General features: G+C 49.0%; 17 protein-coding genes. 10 read left to right on the forward strand and 7 right to left on the reverse strand.

The window, feature by feature from the left end:
* Nucleotides 1-106: 106 nt before the first annotated feature.
* Nucleotides 107-1,402, reverse strand: a complete 1,296-nt coding sequence (locus MP213Fo_RS14135) for a dihydroorotase (RefSeq protein WP_421089591.1) — start codon at nt 1,400-1,402, stop codon at nt 107-109.
* A gap of 2 nt (nt 1,403-1,404) precedes the next feature.
* Nucleotides 1,405-2,379, reverse strand: coding sequence for an aspartate carbamoyltransferase catalytic subunit (locus tag MP213Fo_RS14140; RefSeq protein WP_421089592.1), 975 nt, complete (start codon nt 2,377-2,379; stop codon nt 1,405-1,407).
* A 219-nt stretch (nt 2,380-2,598) separates the two neighbouring features.
* Here MP213Fo_RS14140 and MP213Fo_RS14145 point away from each other — a divergent pair, with 219 nt between their 5' ends.
* Nucleotides 2,599-4,365, forward strand: coding sequence for an acyl-CoA dehydrogenase family protein (locus tag MP213Fo_RS14145; protein WP_421089593.1), 1,767 nt, complete (start codon nt 2,599-2,601; stop codon nt 4,363-4,365).
* A 104-nt stretch (nt 4,366-4,469) separates the two neighbouring features.
* Here MP213Fo_RS14145 and ruvX read toward each other — a convergent pair whose 3' ends face one another.
* Nucleotides 4,470-4,973: a Holliday junction resolvase RuvX gene (ruvX, locus tag MP213Fo_RS14150; RefSeq protein ID WP_421089594.1), complete on the reverse strand. Its 504-nt coding sequence runs from the start codon at nt 4,971-4,973 to the stop codon at nt 4,470-4,472.
* 101 nt (nt 4,974-5,074) lie between these two features.
* On the opposite strand from ruvX, the gene MP213Fo_RS14155 reads away from it, so the two are divergent.
* The 5 genes from MP213Fo_RS14155 to MP213Fo_RS14175 all read left to right on the forward strand — a co-directional run bounded on the left by MP213Fo_RS14155 (nt 5,075) and on the right by MP213Fo_RS14175 (nt 9,609).
* Nucleotides 5,075-5,782, forward strand: coding sequence for a metal-dependent hydrolase (locus MP213Fo_RS14155; protein ID WP_421089595.1), 708 nt, complete (start codon nt 5,075-5,077; stop codon nt 5,780-5,782).
* 114 nt (nt 5,783-5,896) lie between these two features.
* Entirely contained in the window at nt 5,897-6,184 is a 288-nt protein-coding gene (gatC, locus tag MP213Fo_RS14160; RefSeq protein WP_421089596.1) for an Asp-tRNA(Asn)/Glu-tRNA(Gln) amidotransferase subunit GatC, read from the forward strand.
* Between the two features lie 138 nt (nt 6,185-6,322).
* Nucleotides 6,323-7,804 carry an Asp-tRNA(Asn)/Glu-tRNA(Gln) amidotransferase subunit GatA gene (gene gatA / locus MP213Fo_RS14165; protein ID WP_421089597.1) on the forward strand — a complete coding sequence of 494 codons (1,482 nt, stop codon included), beginning with the start codon at nt 6,323-6,325 and terminating at the stop codon, nt 7,802-7,804.
* Nucleotides 7,761-8,285 carry a GNAT family N-acetyltransferase gene (locus MP213Fo_RS14170; RefSeq protein ID WP_421089598.1) on the forward strand — a complete coding sequence of 175 codons (525 nt, stop codon included), beginning with the start codon at nt 7,761-7,763 and terminating at the stop codon, nt 8,283-8,285. The genes gatA and MP213Fo_RS14170 overlap by 44 nt, the downstream gene beginning before the upstream one ends.
* A gap of 64 nt (nt 8,286-8,349) precedes the next feature.
* Nucleotides 8,350-9,609: a Y-family DNA polymerase gene (locus tag MP213Fo_RS14175; protein ID WP_421089599.1), complete on the forward strand. Its 1,260-nt coding sequence runs from the start codon at nt 8,350-8,352 to the stop codon at nt 9,607-9,609.
* 488 nt (nt 9,610-10,097) lie between these two features.
* On the opposite strand, the gene parE is transcribed toward MP213Fo_RS14175, so the two are convergent.
* Nucleotides 10,098-12,149 (reverse strand): DNA topoisomerase IV subunit B, encoded by a 2,052-nt coding sequence (gene parE / locus MP213Fo_RS14180; RefSeq protein ID WP_421091169.1) that lies wholly within the window; start codon nt 12,147-12,149, stop codon nt 10,098-10,100.
* A gap of 678 nt (nt 12,150-12,827) precedes the next feature.
* Here parE and MP213Fo_RS14185 point away from each other — a divergent pair.
* Nucleotides 12,828-13,757 carry a DMT family transporter gene (locus MP213Fo_RS14185; RefSeq protein WP_421089600.1) on the forward strand — a complete coding sequence of 310 codons (930 nt, stop codon included), beginning with the start codon at nt 12,828-12,830 and terminating at the stop codon, nt 13,755-13,757.
* A gap of 66 nt (nt 13,758-13,823) precedes the next feature.
* Here MP213Fo_RS14185 and lipB read toward each other — a convergent pair whose 3' ends face one another.
* A complete protein-coding gene (gene lipB, locus MP213Fo_RS14190; protein ID WP_421089601.1) occupies nt 13,824-14,582 on the reverse strand; it encodes a lipoyl(octanoyl) transferase LipB in 759 nt (252 codons plus the stop codon).
* Between the two features lie 192 nt (nt 14,583-14,774).
* Here lipB and MP213Fo_RS14195 point away from each other — a divergent pair, with 192 nt between their 5' ends.
* Nucleotides 14,775-15,977, forward strand: coding sequence for a M24 family metallopeptidase (locus MP213Fo_RS14195; protein WP_421089602.1), 1,203 nt, complete (start codon nt 14,775-14,777; stop codon nt 15,975-15,977).
* A gap of 98 nt (nt 15,978-16,075) precedes the next feature.
* Nucleotides 16,076-17,068 carry an LLM class flavin-dependent oxidoreductase gene (locus MP213Fo_RS14200; protein ID WP_421089603.1) on the forward strand — a complete coding sequence of 331 codons (993 nt, stop codon included), beginning with the start codon at nt 16,076-16,078 and terminating at the stop codon, nt 17,066-17,068.
* 421 nt (nt 17,069-17,489) lie between these two features.
* Here MP213Fo_RS14200 and MP213Fo_RS14205 read toward each other — a convergent pair whose 3' ends face one another.
* Nucleotides 17,490-17,705, reverse strand: a complete 216-nt coding sequence (locus MP213Fo_RS14205) for a hypothetical protein (protein ID WP_421089604.1) — start codon at nt 17,703-17,705, stop codon at nt 17,490-17,492.
* Between the two features lie 948 nt (nt 17,706-18,653).
* Here MP213Fo_RS14205 and MP213Fo_RS14210 point away from each other — a divergent pair.
* The gene (locus tag MP213Fo_RS14210; RefSeq protein WP_421089605.1) at nt 18,654-19,154 is read left to right on the forward strand and encodes a spore coat U domain-containing protein; all 501 of its coding nucleotides are present in this window, start codon (nt 18,654-18,656) and stop codon (nt 19,152-19,154) included.
* Nucleotides 19,155-19,640: 486 nt separating this feature from the next.
* On the opposite strand, the gene MP213Fo_RS14215 is transcribed toward MP213Fo_RS14210, so the two are convergent.
* Nucleotides 19,641-20,717 (reverse strand): spore coat U domain-containing protein, encoded by a 1,077-nt coding sequence (locus tag MP213Fo_RS14215; RefSeq protein ID WP_421089606.1) that lies wholly within the window; start codon nt 20,715-20,717, stop codon nt 19,641-19,643.
* Nucleotides 20,718-20,722 lie beyond the last annotated feature (5 nt).

Consider the following 20,722-nt stretch of genomic DNA (forward strand, 5'->3'; position numbering starts at 1 on the left):
AACAATCAGAAAATAGACACAAATCTGCGTCGGAAACAACAATGATGCACAAATCTCTTAGGTAGATTGTACATCATTGCTGCGCAACTTAATGTTTTACGATCATTTATAATGCGAAAACAGTTTTACCATTCACAACGGTTCTGATCACGCGACCCTGAAATTTAGCATCTTCAAAAGCACTGTTTTTCGACAGAGAGTGCAATTCATCGGTTTTAACTACCCATGGTTCATACAGGTCAACCACTGCAAAATCGGCTTTGGCGCCGATCTTCAATGTGCCTGCATCCAGACCATAGAGTTTTGCCGGCGCTGTCGAGAGTACCTCAATCAGGCGCATCAGACTTAAGGATTCATTGTGATAAAGGCGCAGTGCTGCCCCCAGTAATGTTTCCAGTCCGATTGCACCGGCTTCTGCATCAGCAAATGGCAGGCGCTTGGTGTCGACATCTTGCGGATTATGCGCAGATACAATCACATCAATTGTGCCGTTGCGAACGGCTTCAATCATCGCCTGACGATCATCTTCAGTGCGCAATGGCGGTGAGAGACGGAAGAATGTGCGGTATTCACCAATATCATGCTCATTAAGCGACAGGTGATTGATCGATACAGCAGCGCTGACATTGCCGCCCTGACCTTTGGCCTGATCTTTGGCGCGGCGCAGAGCTTGTGCCGACATTTCACAGGAGATTTGTGCGGCATGATATTTGCCGCGTGTCATTGCGGCCAGTCGCAGATCGCGCTCAAGCGGGATAACCTCCGCCTCGCGCGGGCTGCCGGACAAGCCGAGCCAGCTGGCATAAAGACCGGCATTCATCACGCCGCTGCCAAGATATGGATCAATCGTCTCATGGGCGATCACAGCGTCGAAATCTCTGGCATAGGTCAGAGCGCGGCGCAGCAGGAGTGTATTCGCCAGTGATTTGCGCCCTTCAGTGAAGGCAACGGCGCCGGCTTCACGCAGCAGACCCATTTCGGTCAGATCGCAGCCCTGCAAGCCTTTGGTAATAGCAGCAGCCGGATAGACATTGACGATTGCAGTTGCCAATGCGGTTTGTTTGACAAAGCCAACCAGCGCCACATTGTCGATCACCGGATCGGTATCCGGCATCATAATCATTGAGGTAACGCCGCCGGCTGCGGCTGCATGGCTGGCAGAGGCAATCGTTTCACGGTGCTCAGTACCGGGCTCGCCGATAAAGACGCGGCTGTCGACAAGACCCGGAATGAGCAGATGACCGTTAAGGTCAATGACTTGCGCACCTTCCGGTATGCCTTGCCCGTTGGCTTGTGCGCCACTGGCAATAATGATGCCGTTTTCAACGATGAGCGTGCCGTTTTCATCAATATTACGGGAAGGGTCGATGATGCGGGCATTGGTATAGACTGTAATGCTCATGGTCACGCTCCGAAAGTGGCTGAGTTTTCAGGATTTCGTCGCGGATCGAGCAGGGCTTCCATCACTGCCATGCGTACCGCCACACCCATTTCGACCTGCTGCTGGATAACGCTTTGCGGGCCGTCAGCAATGTCCGAGGCAATTTCCACGCCGCGGTTCATCGGGCCCGGATGCATCACCAGCGCGTCCGGCTTCGCATATTTCAGCTTTTCTTTATCCAGACCGTAGAAATGGAAATATTCGCGAATAGAAGGCACAAAGGCACCGCTCATCCGCTCGCGCTGCAGGCGGAGCATCATCACCACATCCGCATCTTTCAGGCCTTCACGCATGGAGCTGAACACTTCAACGCCCATTTGCTCAATGCCGGATGGCAGCAGAGTGGAGGGTGCAACCACCCGTACCCGTGCGCCAAGTGCATTCAGCAGCAGGATGTTAGAGCGGGCAACGCGCGAATGCAGTACATCACCACAGATGGCCACGATCAGGCGGCCGACCTTGCCTTTGGCGCGGCGAATGGTCAGCGCATCAAGCAGCGCCTGTGTGGGGTGCTCATGGGCACCGTCACCGGCATTGACCACAGAGCAGCCGACTTTTTGCGCCAGCAAAGCGGCAGCACCGGCTGAAGCATGGCGGATAACCAGAATGTCGGGCTGCATTGCATTCAGGGTCATCGCTGTATCAATCAGCGTCTCGCCCTTTTTGACGGAGGAGCTGCCGACCGACATATTCATCACATCAGCGCCAAGGCGTTTGCCTGCCAGCTCGAAAGATGACTGGGTGCGTGTGGAATTTTCAAAAAACAGATTAATCTGCGTACGGCCGCTGAGAATAGATTTTCTCTTCTCCGGTTGGCGCGATACCGCTACTTCACTGTCAGCCAGATCAAGCAGAGTTATAATATCGAGTGGAGAAAGACCTTTAATACCCAGCAAATGGCGGTGGGGATAAAGAGGCGCGGGAGATTGTTCTGTCATCACAGCTATTCCCTAAGTCTGATTGCATAGAAACATGTTTTGCGGCCTTATATAGGCTTTTGCAACATTGTCGAATAAGTGAGTGAAAAAAAGCACATTATTGAGGGGATATTTATAATTTTGCCGCAAATAATGAATCCGCGTGATGTTGAGGATTCGCGCTATACATTGATAAAAACAAAAACCGGTGTTTGAAATCGCCGGCTGAATGGATGGAATATGTCGGCTAACACTCCTAAGGACGTTTCTGAAGTGACCAATCAGGTTCCTTTGCGCACCAATTATGCGCCGGATGCGTCGCCATATTCTGCCCTGAAAAATAATGATGGTCAGGCTTTACCGCAATATAATGCTTATCTTGGTGATCCGCTGCTGCTGCAATGCGCGGCGCGTTTTCCGGAGCCTTTGCAAAAAGAGCTCGAACAGACCGGTCGTTTTGTGCTTTCTGCCGATGCACAGGAAATGGCGCGGCTGGCAAATAGTGAAGTGCCACGCCTGTTAACCCACGACCGTCAGGGCAACAGGATTGATCAGGTTGAGTATCATCCGGCCTATCATGCTTTGATGCGCCGCTCGGTTGCACATGGCTTACATGCATCGATCTGGGAAAACAGCCCGCAACAGTCACCTGAAGCCGGGCGCCGTCATCAGGCGCGTGCCACACGGTTTTATCTGACTGCGCAGCTCGAATGCGGTCATCTGTGCCCGCTAACCATGACCAGCGCCTCGCTTGCGGTATTGATGACCTCATCAGCACTTTATGATGAATGGGCGCCACGTATTCTGACCCGCAAATATGACTCATCCAATAAGCCGCCGGTTAAGAAGGCTGGCCTGACACTTGGCATGGGGATGACTGAAAAGCAGGGCGGCACCGATGTGCGCGCCAATATTACCCGTGCCGATTCTGCCGGAAACGGCGTTTATCGCCTGAATGGCCATAAGTGGTTTATGTCAGCGCCGATGTCAGATGCCTTTATGGTGCTGGCACAGACAGACTCTCAGGCAGGCTCTCAGGCCGGCTCTCAAAGTGATCAGGATAACACCAAAGGCGTTTCATGCTTTCTGGTGCCGCGTCTGCTGGCTGATGGCAGTGGCAACGGCTTTCGATTGCAACGCCTGAAAGACAAGCTCGGCAACCGCTCCAATGCGTCATCTGAAGTCGAGTTTGAAAACGCACTCGGCCAGATGGTTGGTGAGCCGGGGCAGGGTGTTAAAACCATTATTGATATGGTGACACTGACCCGTCTTGATTGTGCTGTGGCATCAAGCGGTCTGATGCGCGCTGGTCTCAGCGAAGCTGTGCACCATGCCCGCTACCGCCATGTTGGCGGTGTGGCGCTGATTAATCAGCCGCTGATGCAGCGTGTGCTTGCCGATATGTCGCTGGATGTGGCGGCGGCAACCGCTTTGTCGATGCGTTTGGCGCGGGCGTTTGACATGGCAGCCAATGACCGCACGGAAGCAGCCTTTGCCCGTGTTATGACCCCTGTGGTAAAATATTGGGTGGCAAAAATTGCACCGGCGCTACTGTATGAGGCGATGGAATGCCTCGGCGGCAACGGCTATGTTGAGGAAGGCCCATTGGCGCGGATTTATCGCGAAGCACCGGTGAATGCGATTTGGGAAGGCTCCGGCAATGTGATGGCGCTCGACATTGTGCGTGTATTGCACCGTGCGCCACGCTTGTTTGATGATGTGCTGGAATGGATCGGCCGGCAGCTTGGCCGCCGCGGGCAGGGTACGGTTGATGTGTTGCGCGCTGCCATGCAGGTTACCATGACCGATGAGGGCGCCTCACGCCTGCTCACCGAGCAGATGGCACTGGCCGCCAGCGCTGCTTGCCTGAAAGAGCTGGGTGCTGATCATATTGCTGATGCGTTTATTGAAACCCGCCTCGGCGGACAATGGCGCACAACCTATGGTATGATTGATGCGCGCCATGATGCTTTGGGCATTATTAATGCGCTTTATCCGCAAGGTTAGAGCGGGTAACGATCAGGTTGGATCGCAGTGCTCGCTCTAGATTCTAGATTTATCGCATTGTCATACCTATCAAGTTGATTCAACTTGATAGCGAAATGCTCTGGTCAGTAAGACTGGTCGCTCTGATCCCGTGCGGCATCGCTTTGCAGGCGGTGCAGACGATCTAAAGCGCCCTGAAGAATGAATGAGGCAGCAGCGGAATCGATCCGCTCTGCCCGTTTGGCACGCGAAACATCCATGCCGATCAATGCCCGTTGTGCGGCAACGGTTGAAAGCCGTTCATCCCAGTAAATGAACGGAATATCGGTAAGCTTTTCCATATTGCGCACAAAGGCCCGGGTTGCCTGCACACGCGGGCCTTCCGAGCCATCCATATTTACCGGCAGACCGATCACCGCTGCGGCAACTTTTTCTTTTTTAAGCAGTTCCAGTAATTCCTGTGCATCCTGTGTGAATTTTGTTCTTTTCAACACCGGACGCGGATGCGCAAAGGAATAGCTGAGATCTGAAATGGCAATGCCAATGGTTTTGGTTCCTAGATCAAGACCGGCAACCAGCTGCCCGTAGCTCAAATCTGTGGCAAGCTGTTCAATTGTTGTGACAGTCATATCTCGGTTTTCCAATCAGATTTCGGCGTGTTGTCTTGCATTTGCAGTGCTGTGCGTCTTATCTCTTCTAACATCTATCTGTATTCGTAAAGGGAAATATCATGAAAATAACCTGGCTCGGCCATTCGGCTTTCCGTATTGAAACCGGACAGGCAATCATTCTGGTTGATCCGTTTATCAGTCAAAGCCCGAGCGGATCAAAACTGGATTTCGATTCTGTTACTAAAGGTGTAACGCATATTGCTTTGACCCATGGTCATGGCGATCATACCGGCGATGTTATTCGTATTGCCAAAGCCAGTGGTGCAACCGTGATTGCCAATGCAGATCTTTCGGACTGGCTGGGGCATCGCGGTGTTGAAAAACTTGATCCGGCCAATACCGGCGGCACGGTTTTTCATGAGGGGTTTTCAGTGACCTTCGTGAATGCGCTGCATTCATCCGCTAGCTTGACCGAAGACGGTATTTCGCACTCTCTGGGTAATGCCAACGGGCTGGTTTTTCATTTTGAAGATGCGCCGACACTGTATCATATGGGCGATACCGATATTTTTTCGGATATGGCGCTGATTAATGAGCTGCATCAGCCTGAGATTGCTCTGGTACCGGTCGGCGATCGTTTTACAATGGGCGGAGCCGTGGCAGCTTTGGCCTGCCAGCGCTATTTCAAACTCAAAACTGCTATTCCATGCCACTTCGGCACATTCGGCTTGCTGGATCAGACTGCGGATAAGTTTGTGGCGGCAATGGAAGGCTCGAATACGCAGGTTAGAGTGCTGGATGTTGGCGGTAGTCTTGATATTTCATAGGGTGAAAATTCAAGACAAATATTGCACTTGAACGGGTGCAGGGTTATAGCCGGTTAAGAGAAAATAACCGTGGCCGCTGTGGTAAGCCGCGGTTTGCATATATCGGAGAACGACATGTCCGTCGATTTAACTACAGTTAAGCGTGTGGCGCATCTTGCCCGTATTGCGGTCAGCGATGAGCAGGCCGAAAAAATGACCGGAGAGCTGAATGTTATTCTCGGCTTTGTGCAAACGCTGGATACGGTCAATGTTGACGGCGTAGAGCCGATGACCTCGGTTATTCCGACCGCTATGCGCATGCGTGAAGATCAGGTTTCAGACGGCAATATCGCTGCGGAAGTTGTGGCGAATGCGCCGATGACTGAAGAAAACTTCTTTATGGTGCCCAAGGTTATCGAATAGGCTGACCTTTCCCTGATACCTCTAATTGCCCGTTATCATTTCCTATTGAGATATTTCGCTCCCGACTGATCTTTTGGTTGGTCCGGTATTTTGAGATGATAGGCGCGGCAGATGAAAAGCCTGAACAGGATTTGAATTATGACCGATTTAACCGCACTCACGATTGCCGAGGCGCGCGACAAGCTGAAGGCCAAAGAGTTTACCGCCACAGAGCTGACTGAAGCTTATCTTGGTGCCATTGATGCCGCCAATGGTGCGCTCAATGCCTATGTCAGTGTGACCGGAGACAAAGCCCGCGCCATGGCAAAGGCGTCGGATGAGCGTTTGGCAAAGGGTGAGGCCGGTGCTTTGGAAGGTATTCCGCTTGGCGTGAAAGACCTTTTTGCGACCAAAGGCGATCATACTCAGGCTTGCTCGCATATTCTTGACGGCTTCAAGCCTGAATATGAATCAACCGTTACGGCCAATCTCTGGGCTGACGGTGCGGTTATGCTCGGCAAGTTGAACATGGATGAGTTCGCAATGGGCTCCTCCAATGAAACCTCTTATTACGGCCCTGTTGTCAGTCCTTGGCGCGCCAATGGTTCGGATGACAAAATTGTGCCGGGCGGCTCGTCCGGCGGTTCTGCTTCTGCAGTTGCTGCGCGTCTTTGCGCTGCGGCCACGGCAACCGATACCGGCGGTTCCATCCGCCAGCCTGCTGCTTTTACCGGTACCGTGGGTATGAAGCCGACTTATGGCCGCGTATCGCGCTGGGGCACCGTTGCTTTTGCATCATCGCTCGATCAGGCGGGGCCACTTGCCCGTGACGTACGCGATGCGGCGATTATGTTGAAATCCATGGCTTCAGTTGATCTTAAAGATACAACTTCAGTTGATCTGCCGGTGCCGGATTATGAAAAAGCGCTGGGCAAATCGGTTAAGGGCATGAAGATCGGTATTCCGCGTGAATACCGTGTTGAAGGTATGCCAGCGGAAATTGAAAAGCTCTGGGCACAGGGTATTCAGTGGTTGAAAGATGCCGGTGCGGAAATCATCGATATCTCGCTGCCGCATACCGATCAGGCGCTGGCCGTTTATTATATTGTTGCTCCAGCGGAAGCCTCCTCCAATCTCGCGCGCTATGACGGTGTGCGTTATGGTCTGCGTGTGCCGGGCAAAGACATTATTGAAATGTACGAAAATACCCGTGCAGCCGGTTTCGGTATGGAAGTGAAGCGCCGTATCATGATCGGTACTTATGTGCTTTCCGCCGGTTATTACGATGCTTATTATGTTAAAGCGCAGAAAATTCGCACATTGATCAAAAAAGACTTTGAAGATGTGTTTGCTGCTGGTGTGGATGCTATTCTGACGCCTGCAACGCCTTCAGCTGCATTCAAGCTCGGTGATAAAGAGCTGGCGGCTGATCCGGTGAAAATGTATCTCAATGATGTGTTTACGGTTCCGGTCAATATGGCTGGATTGCCGGGCATTGCAGTGCCTGCCGGGCTCTCAGAAAATGGTTTGCCGCTCGGTTTGCAGTTGATTGGCCGTCCGTTTGAAGAAGAAGCTTTGTTTCAGGCCGCTCATGTGATTGAGCAGGCTGCAGGACATTTCAACGCTAAACGCTGGTGGTAATCTGCCAATGCTGCTGCGGCAGGCAATATTAGCCGATGTGGCGATGATTGCTCGTATTGGCAGCAGCGCTTGGGCGTCTTATATCCAGCGCCATGAAACAGAAAAGCCGGGTCAGCGTGAACGCGCTGAACTGGCTTTTTTGCAATTTGCCCAAGAGCATATCAGCCAAATTCTGGTGGTTGAAAATCATGGCACGCTTTGCGGCTGGGGCGCTCGCGACAGTAATGAAAATTACATTTCCGATATCTGGGTTGATCCTGATTTTCAGGGGCAGGGCATTGGCACAAGGCTGATCGACAGTCTGCTCGTTCAGATCGTGTTACTTGGTTATGATCGTGCTGAAATTGGCACCCATGCACGTAATCTGCCAGCTATCCGGCTCTATGAAAAATGCGGGTTTACGATCACCGAGCACTTTGATGAATGGTCGGATAGTCTGGCACGGGTTGTGGAAAAAGTTAAAATGCGTGCAAAACTGTAATACAGCTTGCTAAATCCGCGCAATGTTCTTATTTTGTTCTGCGAGTAATGCGGAATAAATTATCATGCGTAAACCTGATCTGCCAGAACGGCTCTACCTCGATTTTGACAGTTTTTTTGCCAGTGCCGAACAGCAGATGAACCCTGCGCTTCAGGGGAAGCCCGTTGGTGTGGTACCGCATGCCAGTGAGTTTACCTCGCTGATTGCTGTCAGCAGAGAGGGCAAGAGGCTGGGTTTGAAAACCGGAACTCCGGTGCGCGAGGCGCGCGAACGCTGTCCACAGATCATTATTGTGGAAGCGCGGCCAGACGAATATGTGAAATTGCATCATAAAATTCTTGATGCCATCGACACTGTGGTGCCAATCGGTGATGTGCGCTCGATTGACGAATTGGTGTGCCGGTTATTGCCCTCAGAATCGCGTCAGGCGGCCAATTTGGCTTTAGCGATTAAAGGTGTGTTGTGCGAGCGTTTTGGCCCGGTGCTGACCTGCTCGATCGGTGTGGCGCCAAATGAATTGCTGGCAAAAATTGCCGCTGAAATTGACAAGCCTGACGGCCTGGTGGTTGTGCGGCCGGAAGATATTCCGCACCGCTTTTTAAAGCTCGGTTTACGCGATTTGCCGGGGATTGCAGCGGGTGTTGAGGCACGGCTGAACCGTTCCGGTATTACTACCGTGGAACAACTCTGGCAGATCAGCCCCAAACAGGGTCGTGCCATCTGGGGCAGTGTGGAGGGGGAGCGGTTTATCGCCGGATTACAAGGCTATGCGATTGAAAAGCAAGAGACGAAGCGCAGGATGTTTGGCCACGGGCGCGTCTTACCACGCGATTGGCGCCAACCGGATAAAATCCTGCAATGCGCGCGTCTGTTATGTATGAGTGCTTCACGGCGATTACGCAAAGAACATTATCGCGCCGGTGCTCTGGTCTATGGCTGGCGGATCAAAGGACAGGAAACTGTATCGCTTGAAGGTGTGTTTCCGCCATCACGCGATGATCATTGCTTTCTGGCGTGCCTGTCACAGCTGCACCGGCGGATGCTGCTGCAGAACAGGTTACGGCCTGCTGATTTTAAGCTGGTTAAGAATGTGCATATCTACCTGCACAATCTTTCAGGAGAAGTGGTTTCCAGTCATGATTTGTTTGATGAGCCGGAGCAAAAACTGCAGCAACAACGCTGGGAACAGGTCTCGGATACGCTTGACCGTGTGCGCAAACAATTCGGAGCGGATGCACTGAGCCTTGGCCCTTCAAACGCACCCGGATCTTATATTGGCGGTAAAATCGCTTTTGGACGCATACCTGATCTTGATGATTATTGATCAAAGGGCTTGTTTATACAGATAATAAACCACTCAGATAAGCGATTGCAAAAAGGCAAAGGGCAGCGCCAAAAAACAGAATGACAAATATGATCTTTATATTCGGTGCCATAGGTTTACATCTCTGAGAAATAAAACTCTGTTTGAATAATATGTCCTTTGTCGTGAAGCTTCCAAGGGCATTTTACGCTCTTGTGCCTGTGATATTAAACAGGGAACAAGCAATTATTCAACAAAAAAAGCCGCCCGTAACAGGCGGCTTTTTTAAACTAAAATCCTATGAAAAGATTTAAAAAACCAGTGATTGAGAAGGGCTGCAAAGCACTTAGATCATTTCACTATCAAGTTGAATCAACTTGATAGATTTGACCATGCGAAATTCTAAAATCTAGAGCGGGTGTTGCGATCCAACCTGAACGTTAACCGCTCTCGTCATCAACAGCGGTAAACAAATGCCGGCCAATAAATCTGGTCAATAAATATTGTCGTCAAATATCCAGCTCTTTTACGAATTCAGCATTTTCCTGAATGAAGCGGAAACGGGCTTCCGGTTTAGTACCCATAAGATCATCGACCGTGCTTTTGGTGGAGCCATGCTCATCTTCAGCAAGATCCACACGCAGCAATGTGCGTTTTTTAGGATCCATCGTGGTTTCTTTAAGCTGCTCGGCACGCATTTCGCCAAGGCCCTTAAAGCGACCAAGCTCGACTTTGCCCTTTCCGGTAAACACTGTGCGCATCAGCTCGTCTTTATGTGCATCATCACGCGCATAGGCAACCTTACCGCCCTGACTTAAGCGATAGAGCGGGGGGACAGCCAGAAAAAGATGCCCGCCGGTAATCATTTGCGGCATTTCCTGATAGAAGAATGTGATCAGCAAGGAGGCAATATGCGCGCCGTCAACGTCAGCATCAGTCATAATGATGATGCGGTCATAGCGCAAATCTTCTTCACGGAAGTTCTTGCGTGTGCCGCAGCCAAGCGCCTGCACCAGATCACCAATCTGCTGATTGGCTGTCAGTTTTTCGCGGCCTGCGCTGGCCACGTTGAGGATTTTACCACGCAGGGGTAAAATTGCCTGATTGGTACGGTTACGCGCCTGTTTGGCCGAGCCGCCCGCAGAGTCACCCTCAACGATAAATAATTCTGCACCCGCAGCAGAGTTTTGCGAGCAATCTGCCAGCTTGCCCGGCAAACGCAGTTTGCGCGTTGCGGTTTTGCGTGTGGTTTCCTTTTCCTGTCGGCGACGCAAACGCTCTTCAGCGCGGTCAACCACCCAGTCAAGCAGTTTTGAGGCTTCCTGCGGTGAGGCCGCGAGCCAATGATCAAACGGATCGCGGATCGCATTTTCAACAAGACGCTGCGCTTCAACTGTCGCCAGCTTGTCTTTGGTCTGGCCAACAAATTCCGGCTCACGGATAAAGATCGCCATCATACCGGCGGCAGATATCATCACATCATCAGTGGTGATAACCGATGCGCGTTTATTATTGGTCAGCTCCGCATAGGCTTTCAGGCCGCGGGTAAGTGCAATACGCAAACCCGCTTCATGGGTGCCGCCTTCAGCCGTTGGGATCGTGTTACAATAGGAATGTACGAAACTATCGCCGCCATACCACGCCACAGCCCATTCAACTGCACCGTGGCCAGCTTGTTTTTCAGTTTTACCGGAGAAAATTTCTCTGGTGACCATGAATTCCTTGCCAAGCGATGAAGAAAGAAAATCCTTGAGCCCGCCGGGAAAGTGGAAAACGGCCTTTTCGGGTATGGCTTTTTTGGGATCAAGCAGAGAAGGGTCGCACGACCAGCGAATTTCAACGCCGCCAAACAAATAGGCTTTGGAGCGTGCCATACGATACAGGCGCTCCGGCTCGAATTTAGCATTTTTGCCGAAAATTTCCGGATCAGGGTGAAAGCGTACCCGTGTACCGCGGCGGTTATGCACTTCGCCCAGTTCTTCCAGATCGCCGAGCGGAATACCGCGTGAAAATCGCAGGCGATACAGGCGTCGTGCCCGTGCCACTTCAACTTCCATCAGATCCGAGAGCGCATTGACCACCGAAACACCCACGCCATGCAGGCCGCCGGAGGTTTCATAGGCTTTACCATCAAATTTACCACCGGCATGAAGCTTGGTCATAATCACTTCAAGCGTGGATTTGCCCGGAACCTGCGGGTGATTTTCAACCGGAATACCACGGCCATTATCAGAAACCGTCAGAAAACCATCTGCATCAAGGCTGACATCAATGTAATTGGCATGGCCGGCTACGGCCTCATCCATCGCATTGTCAATCACTTCGGCAAACAGGTGATGCATCGCCTTTTCATCAGTGCCGCCAATATACATGCCGGGGCGCAGGCGCACAGGCTCCAGCCCTTCAAGAACACGAATGGCTGAGGCGTTATAATCGCTACCGTCAGAACTTGCCGGCGCCGGCCGCAAATCTGCTGCAACTGATTTAAGCGGCGCTACCGCCGGAATAGTGGTTTGTTTTAAGTCTGGTGCTGCCACCGGAGCTTGCGCAGGCTTATTCATAGCGACAGGCTCCACTGGCACAGAAGGGGCAGACGAAGTATTTTGGGTAGCATTTTCAGACGGCTCAACTTGTGAGACCTGACGTCCTCGCGCATTGCTGAGAATATTTGAAAAAAGATCGTCGCTATTATCCATGTGAAATGGCCGGCCTGTTCGTTCAATAAAATACTAAAGCATTAAGCAGTCAAATCATGTCATTTGGCATTGCAAAATGCGGCAGAAACAAAGACTCACAGCACAATGCATAAATCGGCAACATGCTGTTGTGCGGCTTTCTTTTGGTTAACCCCGTTTAACGCAGAGTAAAAGCCACTCAGGAATTATAGAATTCGAATCATATAAGTGTTGCACGTTTCAATTATAAAAGCGACAAAGGTTCGCTTTACGTTCTGGTGTGAGTGCCGGTAATCCAGACTTTTCCGCAGAATTTATTCTGTTTGAACAATTGACGGGGAATTGTCAAATGATGCAACGCCATAGATGCGGGAGCGCACGTGTGATGCCGCTCTGTGGCCTTAAAGTTACGGCCAACAAGAATAAGCCTTAATCCTTGACAGAGAAGCGCCCACTTTCAAGGCAGGTCATTGCAGAATAATGCTGCCCGTGATGTTAAGGAGATTAAATTAAACGCTTAAAATTTATAGAACTATCAGCAGGTTTTGCTGCAAGGAAATGAATATGCAGGAACGGTTACAGCCGCATGTACGCGGAATGATCACAATGATCTGCGCCATGCTCATTGTGCCGCTGATGGATGCGAGCGGCAAATGGCTGGCAATGGAAGAAAATGTTTCGCCTGCTACAATCAGCTTTATGCGGTTTTTTGTACAGGGTTGGATCAGCCTTGGTGCGATTATGTTGTTCAGTCGTGGTATGGGGCTGAAAACAGAGCATTTCTGGGGCAATTTGCTGCGTGGTTGTCTGCTGGGGCTGGGAAGTTTATGTTTTTTCACTGCCATCAAATATATGCCGCTGGCTGATGCGCTGGCAGTGTTCTTTGTGGAGCCGTTAATTCTCACGGTTTTGTCGATGGTGTTTTTGCATGAGCGGGTCGGCTGGCGCCGTCTCAGTGCGGTGATGGTTGGTTTGCTGGGAACAATTATTGTTATCCAGCCAAGCTGGACAGTGTTCGGCTGGATATCGGTGCTGCCGATGATCTCTGCACTGTTTTTTGCCATTTATCTGGTGTTGAACCGCAAATTCGGCATGAGTGAACGTCCGTTGATTATGCAGCTCTATGCCGGTATCGGGGGCAGTATTTTCGGCCTCTGTGTTATGATCTTCGGAGAAGTGGCGGCAATCCCTGATCTGCAACTCGGGTTCCCCGATACGGCATTTCCGTGGTTTATGCTGATTATGATCGGGGTGTTTGCTGCTGCCGGACACTTGCTGGTGGTACAAGCCTTCCAGTTGGCACCTGCGTCAATTCTGGCACCGTTTCAATATATGGAAATTGTGATGGCGGTCACTGTCGGGCTGATTTTCTTCAATGATTTCCCAAGTCCGTCGAAATGGCTGGGCATTGCAATCATTATCGGCTCCGGTATTTATGTGTTTTTGCGAGAGCGTACGCTCAGTGCGCAGGCAGAAAAAACAGTGCTCACCTAAACATATAAAAGGCGGCTTTAATGCCGCCTTTTATATTTAAAAACAATATATTGTTTGATGGTGCTATTATTTTACATCACCAAAAATTTCACGAAAACTTTGTTTCATTGCCAGATCCAGATCATCCATAGAGACGGGTAAACCCAGATCGACCAGACTGGTCACCCCATGCTCGGCAATACCGCAAGGAACGATACCGCCAAAATTTTCAAGCTCCGGCTCGACATTGATTGATATGCCGTGAAACGTGACCCAGCGGCGCAGGCGAATGCCAATAGCTGCAATTTTATCTTCCGCCATTGAGCCGTCTGGCAGCCGTGATTTTTGCGGACGGGTAACCCATACACCCACACGGCACTCGCGGCGCTCGCCTTTAACGTTGAATTGATCGAGCGTACGGATAATCCATTCTTCAAGGGCTGCCACAAACGCACGAATATCTTCGCGGCGGCGCTTCAAATCAAGCATTACATAGGCAACACGCTGCCCCGGACCATGATAGGTAAACTCACCGCCGCGGCCGGTTTTATAAACCGGAAAGCGATCGGGAGTGAGCAAATCCTCTTGTCTGGCACTGGTGCCGGCAGTGTAGAGCGGAGGGTGTTCGACCAGCCATACCAGCTCATTGGCTGTGCCTTCACGGATAGCGGCCACGCGCGCTTCCATAAAAGCCTCAGCATCGGGATATGTGGTCAAGCCGTCAGCAATCAGCCACTCAACAGGCGGCGAACCGTCAGCTGCCTGGAACTGAAAGGAAAGGTCGTTGCGTTTGGTTGCCAGCGGAGTTTGTGCGGCACGATTCTGTTCAAGTGCGTTTTCTGTCATGATCACTATCAGGTAGAGATTGCGGTTTAAAAAATCCAGATGGCAAATTGACCTGATAGAACCATGTGGATTGAAGAATGTTGCATTTCAGCTTGCTGCGCAATTTCCCTTTTCTATACCTGTACCTTGGTATTGAAATTGGCTACCAATCTGTTCCTGTAACAGGTTATAAAAACAGATAGGGGCAGGGCTATGAGCGGGATGCGTTTTAAAAGCTACGCAGATGCATTGAATGATTTTAATGATGTGGTGTCATCTGTGGTGCCAATCAGTCTTGAAGAGCTTCATGGCCGCATCGCAAAGCTGCAAAGCCTGCTGAAAGAGCGCAGTATCAAGGCGCTTTATATCGATACATCCTCCAGCCTTGTCTATTTTACGGGTCTGACACTTGGTGCGAGCGAGCGCATGCATGGCGCTTTGATACCCGCAAGCGGCGCCGTTATTTACATCAGTCCTGCCTTTGAAGAACCGAAAATCAAAACCATGATTCGCGTTCAGGGTGAGATTGCGACGTGGGAGGAACATGAAGATTCTGCTGCTTTGGTGATCGATATTGTTAGCAGGCTCGATGCATCCGGCACGATATTGGCGATAGATCCTTTAACACCGTTTATTTTTGCCGATAATTTTAGCAAGGTCGCAGCAGGTACATTGCAGATTGTTAACGGGCAGGCACTGATTGTAGCTTGCCGGCAGGTTAAGTCTGATAATGAAATCGCGCTGATCCAGATGGCGATGAGTGCCAGCCTTGCAGTTCATAAAAGTGTCTATCAAGGCTTGTATGAGGGCATTACAACCACAGAGGTTTGTGAATTTATCAATAAAGCCCATAGCAAAATGGGTTTTAAGCCGCTCTTTGCAGCTGCCCAGTTTGGTGAGGCAACGGCCTATCCCCATGGTGTGCCTTATCCGCAGACCCTCAAAAAGGGTGATATGGTGCTTATTGATATGGGGGCGATCTTGCACGGCTACCGCTCTGATATTACCCGAACTTATGTTTTTGGCACGCCAACGGCACGCCAGCAGGATTTATGGCTGCTTGAAAAACAAGCACAGATTGCTGCTTTTAATGCAGCGCAAATCGGTGAGACATGTGAAAATGTTGACCTTGCTGCACGACAGCTATTGGCAGATGCGGGCTATGGTCCTGAATATGAAATTCCGGGGTTGCCGCACCGCACAGGCCACGGGCTTGGGCTCGACATTCATGAAGAGCCTTATATTGTTAAAGGCAATCTTACCAAGCTTGAGGTGGGCATGTGTTTCTCCATTGAGCCGATGCTGTGTCTTTATGGGGAATGCGGTATCCGGCTTGAAGATATCGCCTATATGACAGCAGAAGGCCCGCGTTGGTTTACCGAGCCTGCGGCATCGCTTGATGAGCCTTTTGTGTAGTTCTCTTTGCTGGCAGGTTTATCTAAACAGGGCGGTGCTGATTTAAAGAAATTCAAGGCCGCTCTGGTATTTTGTAGTCATGCCTATATATATCATACATGACCCAATATTCTGTTCTCGATCTTGCGCCGATTACGCTCGGCAGCACCGCCGCTCAAGCCATGAAAAATACGGTTGAGCTTGCACAACACGCTGAAAAGCTCGGCTTTAACCGTTATTGGCTGGCCGAGCATCATAATATGCCGGGCATTGCCAGCGCGGCTACATCTGTTTTAATCGGCCATGTTGCCGGTGCCACGCAAACTATTCGTGTTGGTGCAGGGGGCATTATGCTGCCTAACCATTCACCACTCGTGATTGCGGAGCAGTTTGGCACATTGGCTTCGCTTTATCCGAACCGGATTGATCTGGGGCTGGGGCGGGCACCCGGCACAGATCAGGCAACATCATTTGCTTTGAGGCGTAATCTGAATTCGGATGCGCAGTCATTTCCGCAGGATGTGGTGGAGTTGCTTGGCTATTTTGGCGAGCCGGCCACTGATCAGCGGGTGCGCGCTTATCCCGGAGCCGGACTTAATGTACCGGTATGGATTTTGGGATCAAGTTTGTTTGGTGCGCAGTTAGCGGCAATGCTCGGGCTGCCTTATGCTTTTGCGTCGCATTTTGCACCGGGCGATCTGGAAGAAGCGATTGCGCTTTATCGCCATCGTTTTGAGCCATCGCGATATCTGGACAAGCCCTATGTTATGGCTGGTTTTAACGTGTTTGCTGCGGATAGTGATGCTGAAGCCACATTGCTGTTCAGTTCAATCCAGCAGGCATTTGTTAACTTGCGCACGGGTAATGCGGGGCAGTTGCCGCCACCGGTTGCAAATTATGCCGAAACACTTGATCCGCGGTTTGTGCCAATGATTAACGTTGCACTGGCATGTTCCGCAGTGGGTAGTGTTGATACTGTGCAGAAAAAAGTGGCTGATTTCGTTACCCGCACGGAGGTTGACGAACTGATGATTACAGCGCAGATATTTGACCATCAAGCACGATTACATTCGTTCGAATTACTGGCGCAGGCTATCAATTTGAGCAGCTAAAATACCAATGATTTCATTGGACTACGAAATGCTCTAGCCCCGTATCTGCGTATGATGCGGGGCTGCTTTGCTATCATAGGCAGGGTTATTAATAGCAATATAGTGTGATTGATGTTGAGTAAAATTTAATATTTTATAATTGTTTTAAGGTGATAGATGATGAAGAGATATTTTTTGGTATTGTCATTCTTGTTTGTCCCGTTTTTTTCAACATCTGCTAAAGCAACAGCTTGTAACTGCGGAACTTTTGCCTACGAAGTCATTTATGAGGGCCATCATTGTTGTTTCAATTGGCTTTTGGGTCGAATTGTTTCATGGTGTGATTAAGTCACGACTTGGGTTCTGCTTATTAGCGGGGGTATTAAATGCCCGCTAATGCTTCGGCCAGTCGATTGCAATCTCTTGAATCATAAGGCTGATATTACGATGCGTGAGGATTTTTGGAGATTTGCCATTCACCTGCAACGTTAAGTTCTACACGCTTGTTGCCACGGTAGAAAATCGGGTTGCCGTTTTTTTTATCTATTGAGAAGCGGCTTGGAGCAAGCCTGTCTTCCTCGTAGCCTTTGGTTGCTAAAGCGAGGGCTTCTTTGAATTTACCTTCTTTGCACAGGCTTTTGAAGAGGGACAGATTCATTGTTCATGCTTTCATTAATCGTAGACACTGAATGCATACTTGTAATGGCTTCTTGCTTATTATGCCATATGCACATGTATTTTGGTGGTTCCGATTAAAGAGATTATACAGCTTAGTATGTAAATGAGCTGCCTGCATCGCTTCAGCAATCTGCAATGATAATTTATGCTCTGAAAAACATATTGGTAAATTGAGTAGTCTTTGCGGTGTATTCTAAAGCGGGTAACGATCAGGTTGGGTCGCAGGGCTCAATCTGGACTTTAGCTTTTTGCATTGTCATATCTATCAAATCCATAGTGAAATTCACTAGCCTAATGGCTTTTCTCTAATTTAAAACCAATGGTTGATAAAAAATTTATAAAGTGCATCATTGTTTATTTATTGTAATGAGGCCTAGTAATGTGGGTAAAATTGGTTCGAGATGAGTAAGGTACTTAGTTTATAATCATAAAATACTTATCTCTGGTGTAACGCAAACTTAGTCAAAGCAAGAGCCGCCGAAAAACTACCACGGCAATGCTGTTGCGAAGAGGCTTTCAACCCGGTTCTATGCGAATGCATTTATCGAAAATTACAGAACATGAAGAAAAATAAATATAAGAGTGATTAAATAGCGTGGGCTATTCGATTGATTGATAGCTATATGCGAGCAATATATTGGCGTTGATTAATCTGGCATATAAAATAATTTAAAGTCGTCTGTCTTTGGTGCTGTAATTTAATTGCTGTGTTGTTGAGTGATTTGAAAATATTTTATGTTGATCTGTAAAGTGATCTTAATACTATTTTTTTAATTTGATGTATTAATTATTTCTAGTTTTAATATAGGTGATATTTTTATTTATTTTATAATTTCTGATGGCTTGAGTAGTAAATTAGTAATTTTATATATTGAAACACGCTCTATAAAGTACAATTATATTGTATGCTATAAAAACTGTATTAGGTATGAGCTGTCTGATGATCTATGCAGGCTTAATGTCGGCCTCTCATGCAACGGATGCAACTGGCTCGTTACAGGCTAAGCTTGCTATTGGAGCGGCTTGCCAATTGACAAGCGGCGATGGTTCCGCTCTGGATTTTGGACGTGTGGATAATCTGAATGACGACGTTAATGCAGAAACGGCTGCTGGTTCAGGCATCAAAGTCAAGTGCGGCAATGGTATTGCCTATAAGCTAGGTCTTGATGATGGTCTCAATACAGAGACTGTCTATGTTGGGCATCAGCGAATGATGTCTGGTCCGGATTCTATCTTGGTACCATATGAGCTTTATCAGGATGCTGCGCGTCAAGTTCAATGGCTTGATATTGACGATGGTAATGTGTTTAAGGGTACAGGTGATGGTGCGGAGCATGAAATTCCAGTTTATGGCACTATTAAAGGCGGGGGGGATACACCTGCCTCTGGCGAGTATACCGATACGGTGACGGTAACGCTCCAATTCTAGAGTATTTCCCTATCAATCTAGATTAACTTGATAGGGACGAAACTAGAGTAGCGCTTGCGATCTAACCTGAGCGTTACTCTCTATAGTAAGTCTCCCGAGGATATAAATAAATCAAGTCTTTGATCGCTCGTGTGACCTGAGGGGTGGGCCAGCAATTCATGCAAATATATGGCTTCTTGCTTGAGGGGCAATAATTTTTTGATAGCGATGTTAGTGAAATAACGCTCACGGCATCCATTGATATTTTAATGCAGGCATCTGCCACGTTGGATGTAATTAAAACCGCTCACATAAACAGCAATTCACATGACGCTTTTAGAAGGTTACGTGCGGTGGAAAATAGCCCCTTTTAGGGTGAGTTCTTAGTAATATAATCCGTATTAATTATATAAAATTCATTGTTTGCGCCATAGGAGTAACATGATGTTATTATAGCTGTGGCGCAAAACTATTGTAATATAAGTGTTTGTTAATTACTTCGCATTGTTAGAAAGTTGCAGTCACGGTAACAACGTCATTATATGTTCCGGGTGCAGGGGCTATTGAGAGTGGTGTAATGATTTCAGCGCAGACCTGATGATTATCGACAATGTTAACGGCTTTACCATTCCCTGAGAGAGTATTTTTATCATCCCACGGTGTTTTACATCCTGCCTGGAACAACTGGTAGGGGAGGTGGTTTTTACCGTTTTTCAACTGTGCAATCCCGTCTTTAAAATTATTACCTTTGCTTATGCTGATATTGTAGGGAGTGTTGTAGGTGCAGCGGATGCCAATATTTCCATAGGCGCGGTGCTGGCCAGTATTATTGGATGCAATTTCAATACTGTCTTGGCTTCCGAAATCAATGTCCTGAAAATTTTCCATTACGCAGTTCTTGGTTACGGTCGCGGTTACCATAAAATCGCTGATTATTGTTCCGTCCGGACTGGCAATGCCTGAAGCACATGATGATGATTGTGCGTTATCATTGAATTTGTACTGCGTAATCAATTGATAAGCACTGTTGTAAACACCTGATTGAACACGATCTTGATGCTGCCGGTCAAGATAACGTAAGGTCAATTGTTGAGATGCAATAGTATTCTGATTGGATGAAGATCCATTGGTGTAATGTGTCCAGCCTACCGTTGATTTTGAACCGACAAAATTTTCAATAGGTGTATTTCCACCTTCTGGCAGTGTCATTTGCCAAGCTAGCTGGGCGTTGTTATCGCGCGCTTGATAGAAGGTATTGTTTCCAATTGCGCTTCCTTGAGTGGAATCGGCAGCTTGGATGTAGGTGCAAAACTGTATGCTGTTGAATTTTGAAGGCGAATTACAATTATATTCCACCTGACTTGTGGCTGATGCGTTAACATTGGCCAGTATATCAACCACAGTATTGCCGAAATTACCAATGCTCTTGAGGTTGCAAACCCCGCCACCAGCCGCAGCCGGGGCAGATTGTGATAACAGGACACCTGATACTATTAAGCCCACCATACCGAAAGGCGCAAAGATCATTGAGGTGTTCTGAATGCTACGGTGCCGACCACTACGAAGCAAGTTTGGTAATTGCATGGGCA

The organism is Pseudochrobactrum mosebachae (genome assembly GCF_048914685.1).
GTDB lineage: Bacteria > Pseudomonadota > Alphaproteobacteria > Rhizobiales > Rhizobiaceae > Pseudochrobactrum.

Bases quoted from the DNA above. Each gene is read 5' to 3' on its own strand.
- MP213Fo_RS14175 (WP_421089599.1), top strand. From the start codon at position 8,350: ATGCGTAAACCTGATCTGCCAGAACGGCTCTACCTCGATTTTGACAGT.
- MP213Fo_RS14155 (WP_421089595.1), top strand. From the start codon at position 5,075: ATGAAAATAACCTGGCTCGGCCATTCGGCTTTCCGTATTGAAACCGGA.
- MP213Fo_RS14210 (WP_421089605.1), top strand. From the start codon at position 18,654: ATGAGCTGTCTGATGATCTATGCAGGCTTAATGTCGGCCTCTCATGCA.
- MP213Fo_RS14215 (WP_421089606.1), bottom strand. From the start codon at position 20,717: ATGCAATTACCAAACTTGCTTCGTAGTGGTCGGCACCGTAGCATTCAG.
- ruvX (WP_421089594.1), bottom strand. From the start codon at position 4,973: ATGACTGTCACAACAATTGAACAGCTTGCCACAGATTTGAGCTACGGG.
- MP213Fo_RS14140 (WP_421089592.1), bottom strand. From the start codon at position 2,379: ATGACAGAACAATCTCCCGCGCCTCTTTATCCCCACCGCCATTTGCTG.
- MP213Fo_RS14205 (WP_421089604.1), bottom strand. From the start codon at position 17,705: ATGAATCTGTCCCTCTTCAAAAGCCTGTGCAAAGAAGGTAAATTCAAA.
- gatC (WP_421089596.1), top strand. From the start codon at position 5,897: ATGTCCGTCGATTTAACTACAGTTAAGCGTGTGGCGCATCTTGCCCGT.
- MP213Fo_RS14200 (WP_421089603.1), top strand. From the start codon at position 16,076: ATGACCCAATATTCTGTTCTCGATCTTGCGCCGATTACGCTCGGCAGC.
- gatA (WP_421089597.1), top strand. From the start codon at position 6,323: ATGACCGATTTAACCGCACTCACGATTGCCGAGGCGCGCGACAAGCTG.
- MP213Fo_RS14195 (WP_421089602.1), top strand. From the start codon at position 14,775: ATGAGCGGGATGCGTTTTAAAAGCTACGCAGATGCATTGAATGATTTT.
- MP213Fo_RS14145 (WP_421089593.1), top strand. From the start codon at position 2,599: ATGTCGGCTAACACTCCTAAGGACGTTTCTGAAGTGACCAATCAGGTT.
- parE (WP_421091169.1), bottom strand. From the start codon at position 12,149: ATGAATAAGCCTGCGCAAGCTCCGGTGGCAGCACCAGACTTAAAACAA.
- MP213Fo_RS14135 (WP_421089591.1), bottom strand. From the start codon at position 1,402: ATGAGCATTACAGTCTATACCAATGCCCGCATCATCGACCCTTCCCGT.
- MP213Fo_RS14185 (WP_421089600.1), top strand. From the start codon at position 12,828: ATGCAGGAACGGTTACAGCCGCATGTACGCGGAATGATCACAATGATC.
- lipB (WP_421089601.1), bottom strand. From the start codon at position 14,582: ATGACAGAAAACGCACTTGAACAGAATCGTGCCGCACAAACTCCGCTG.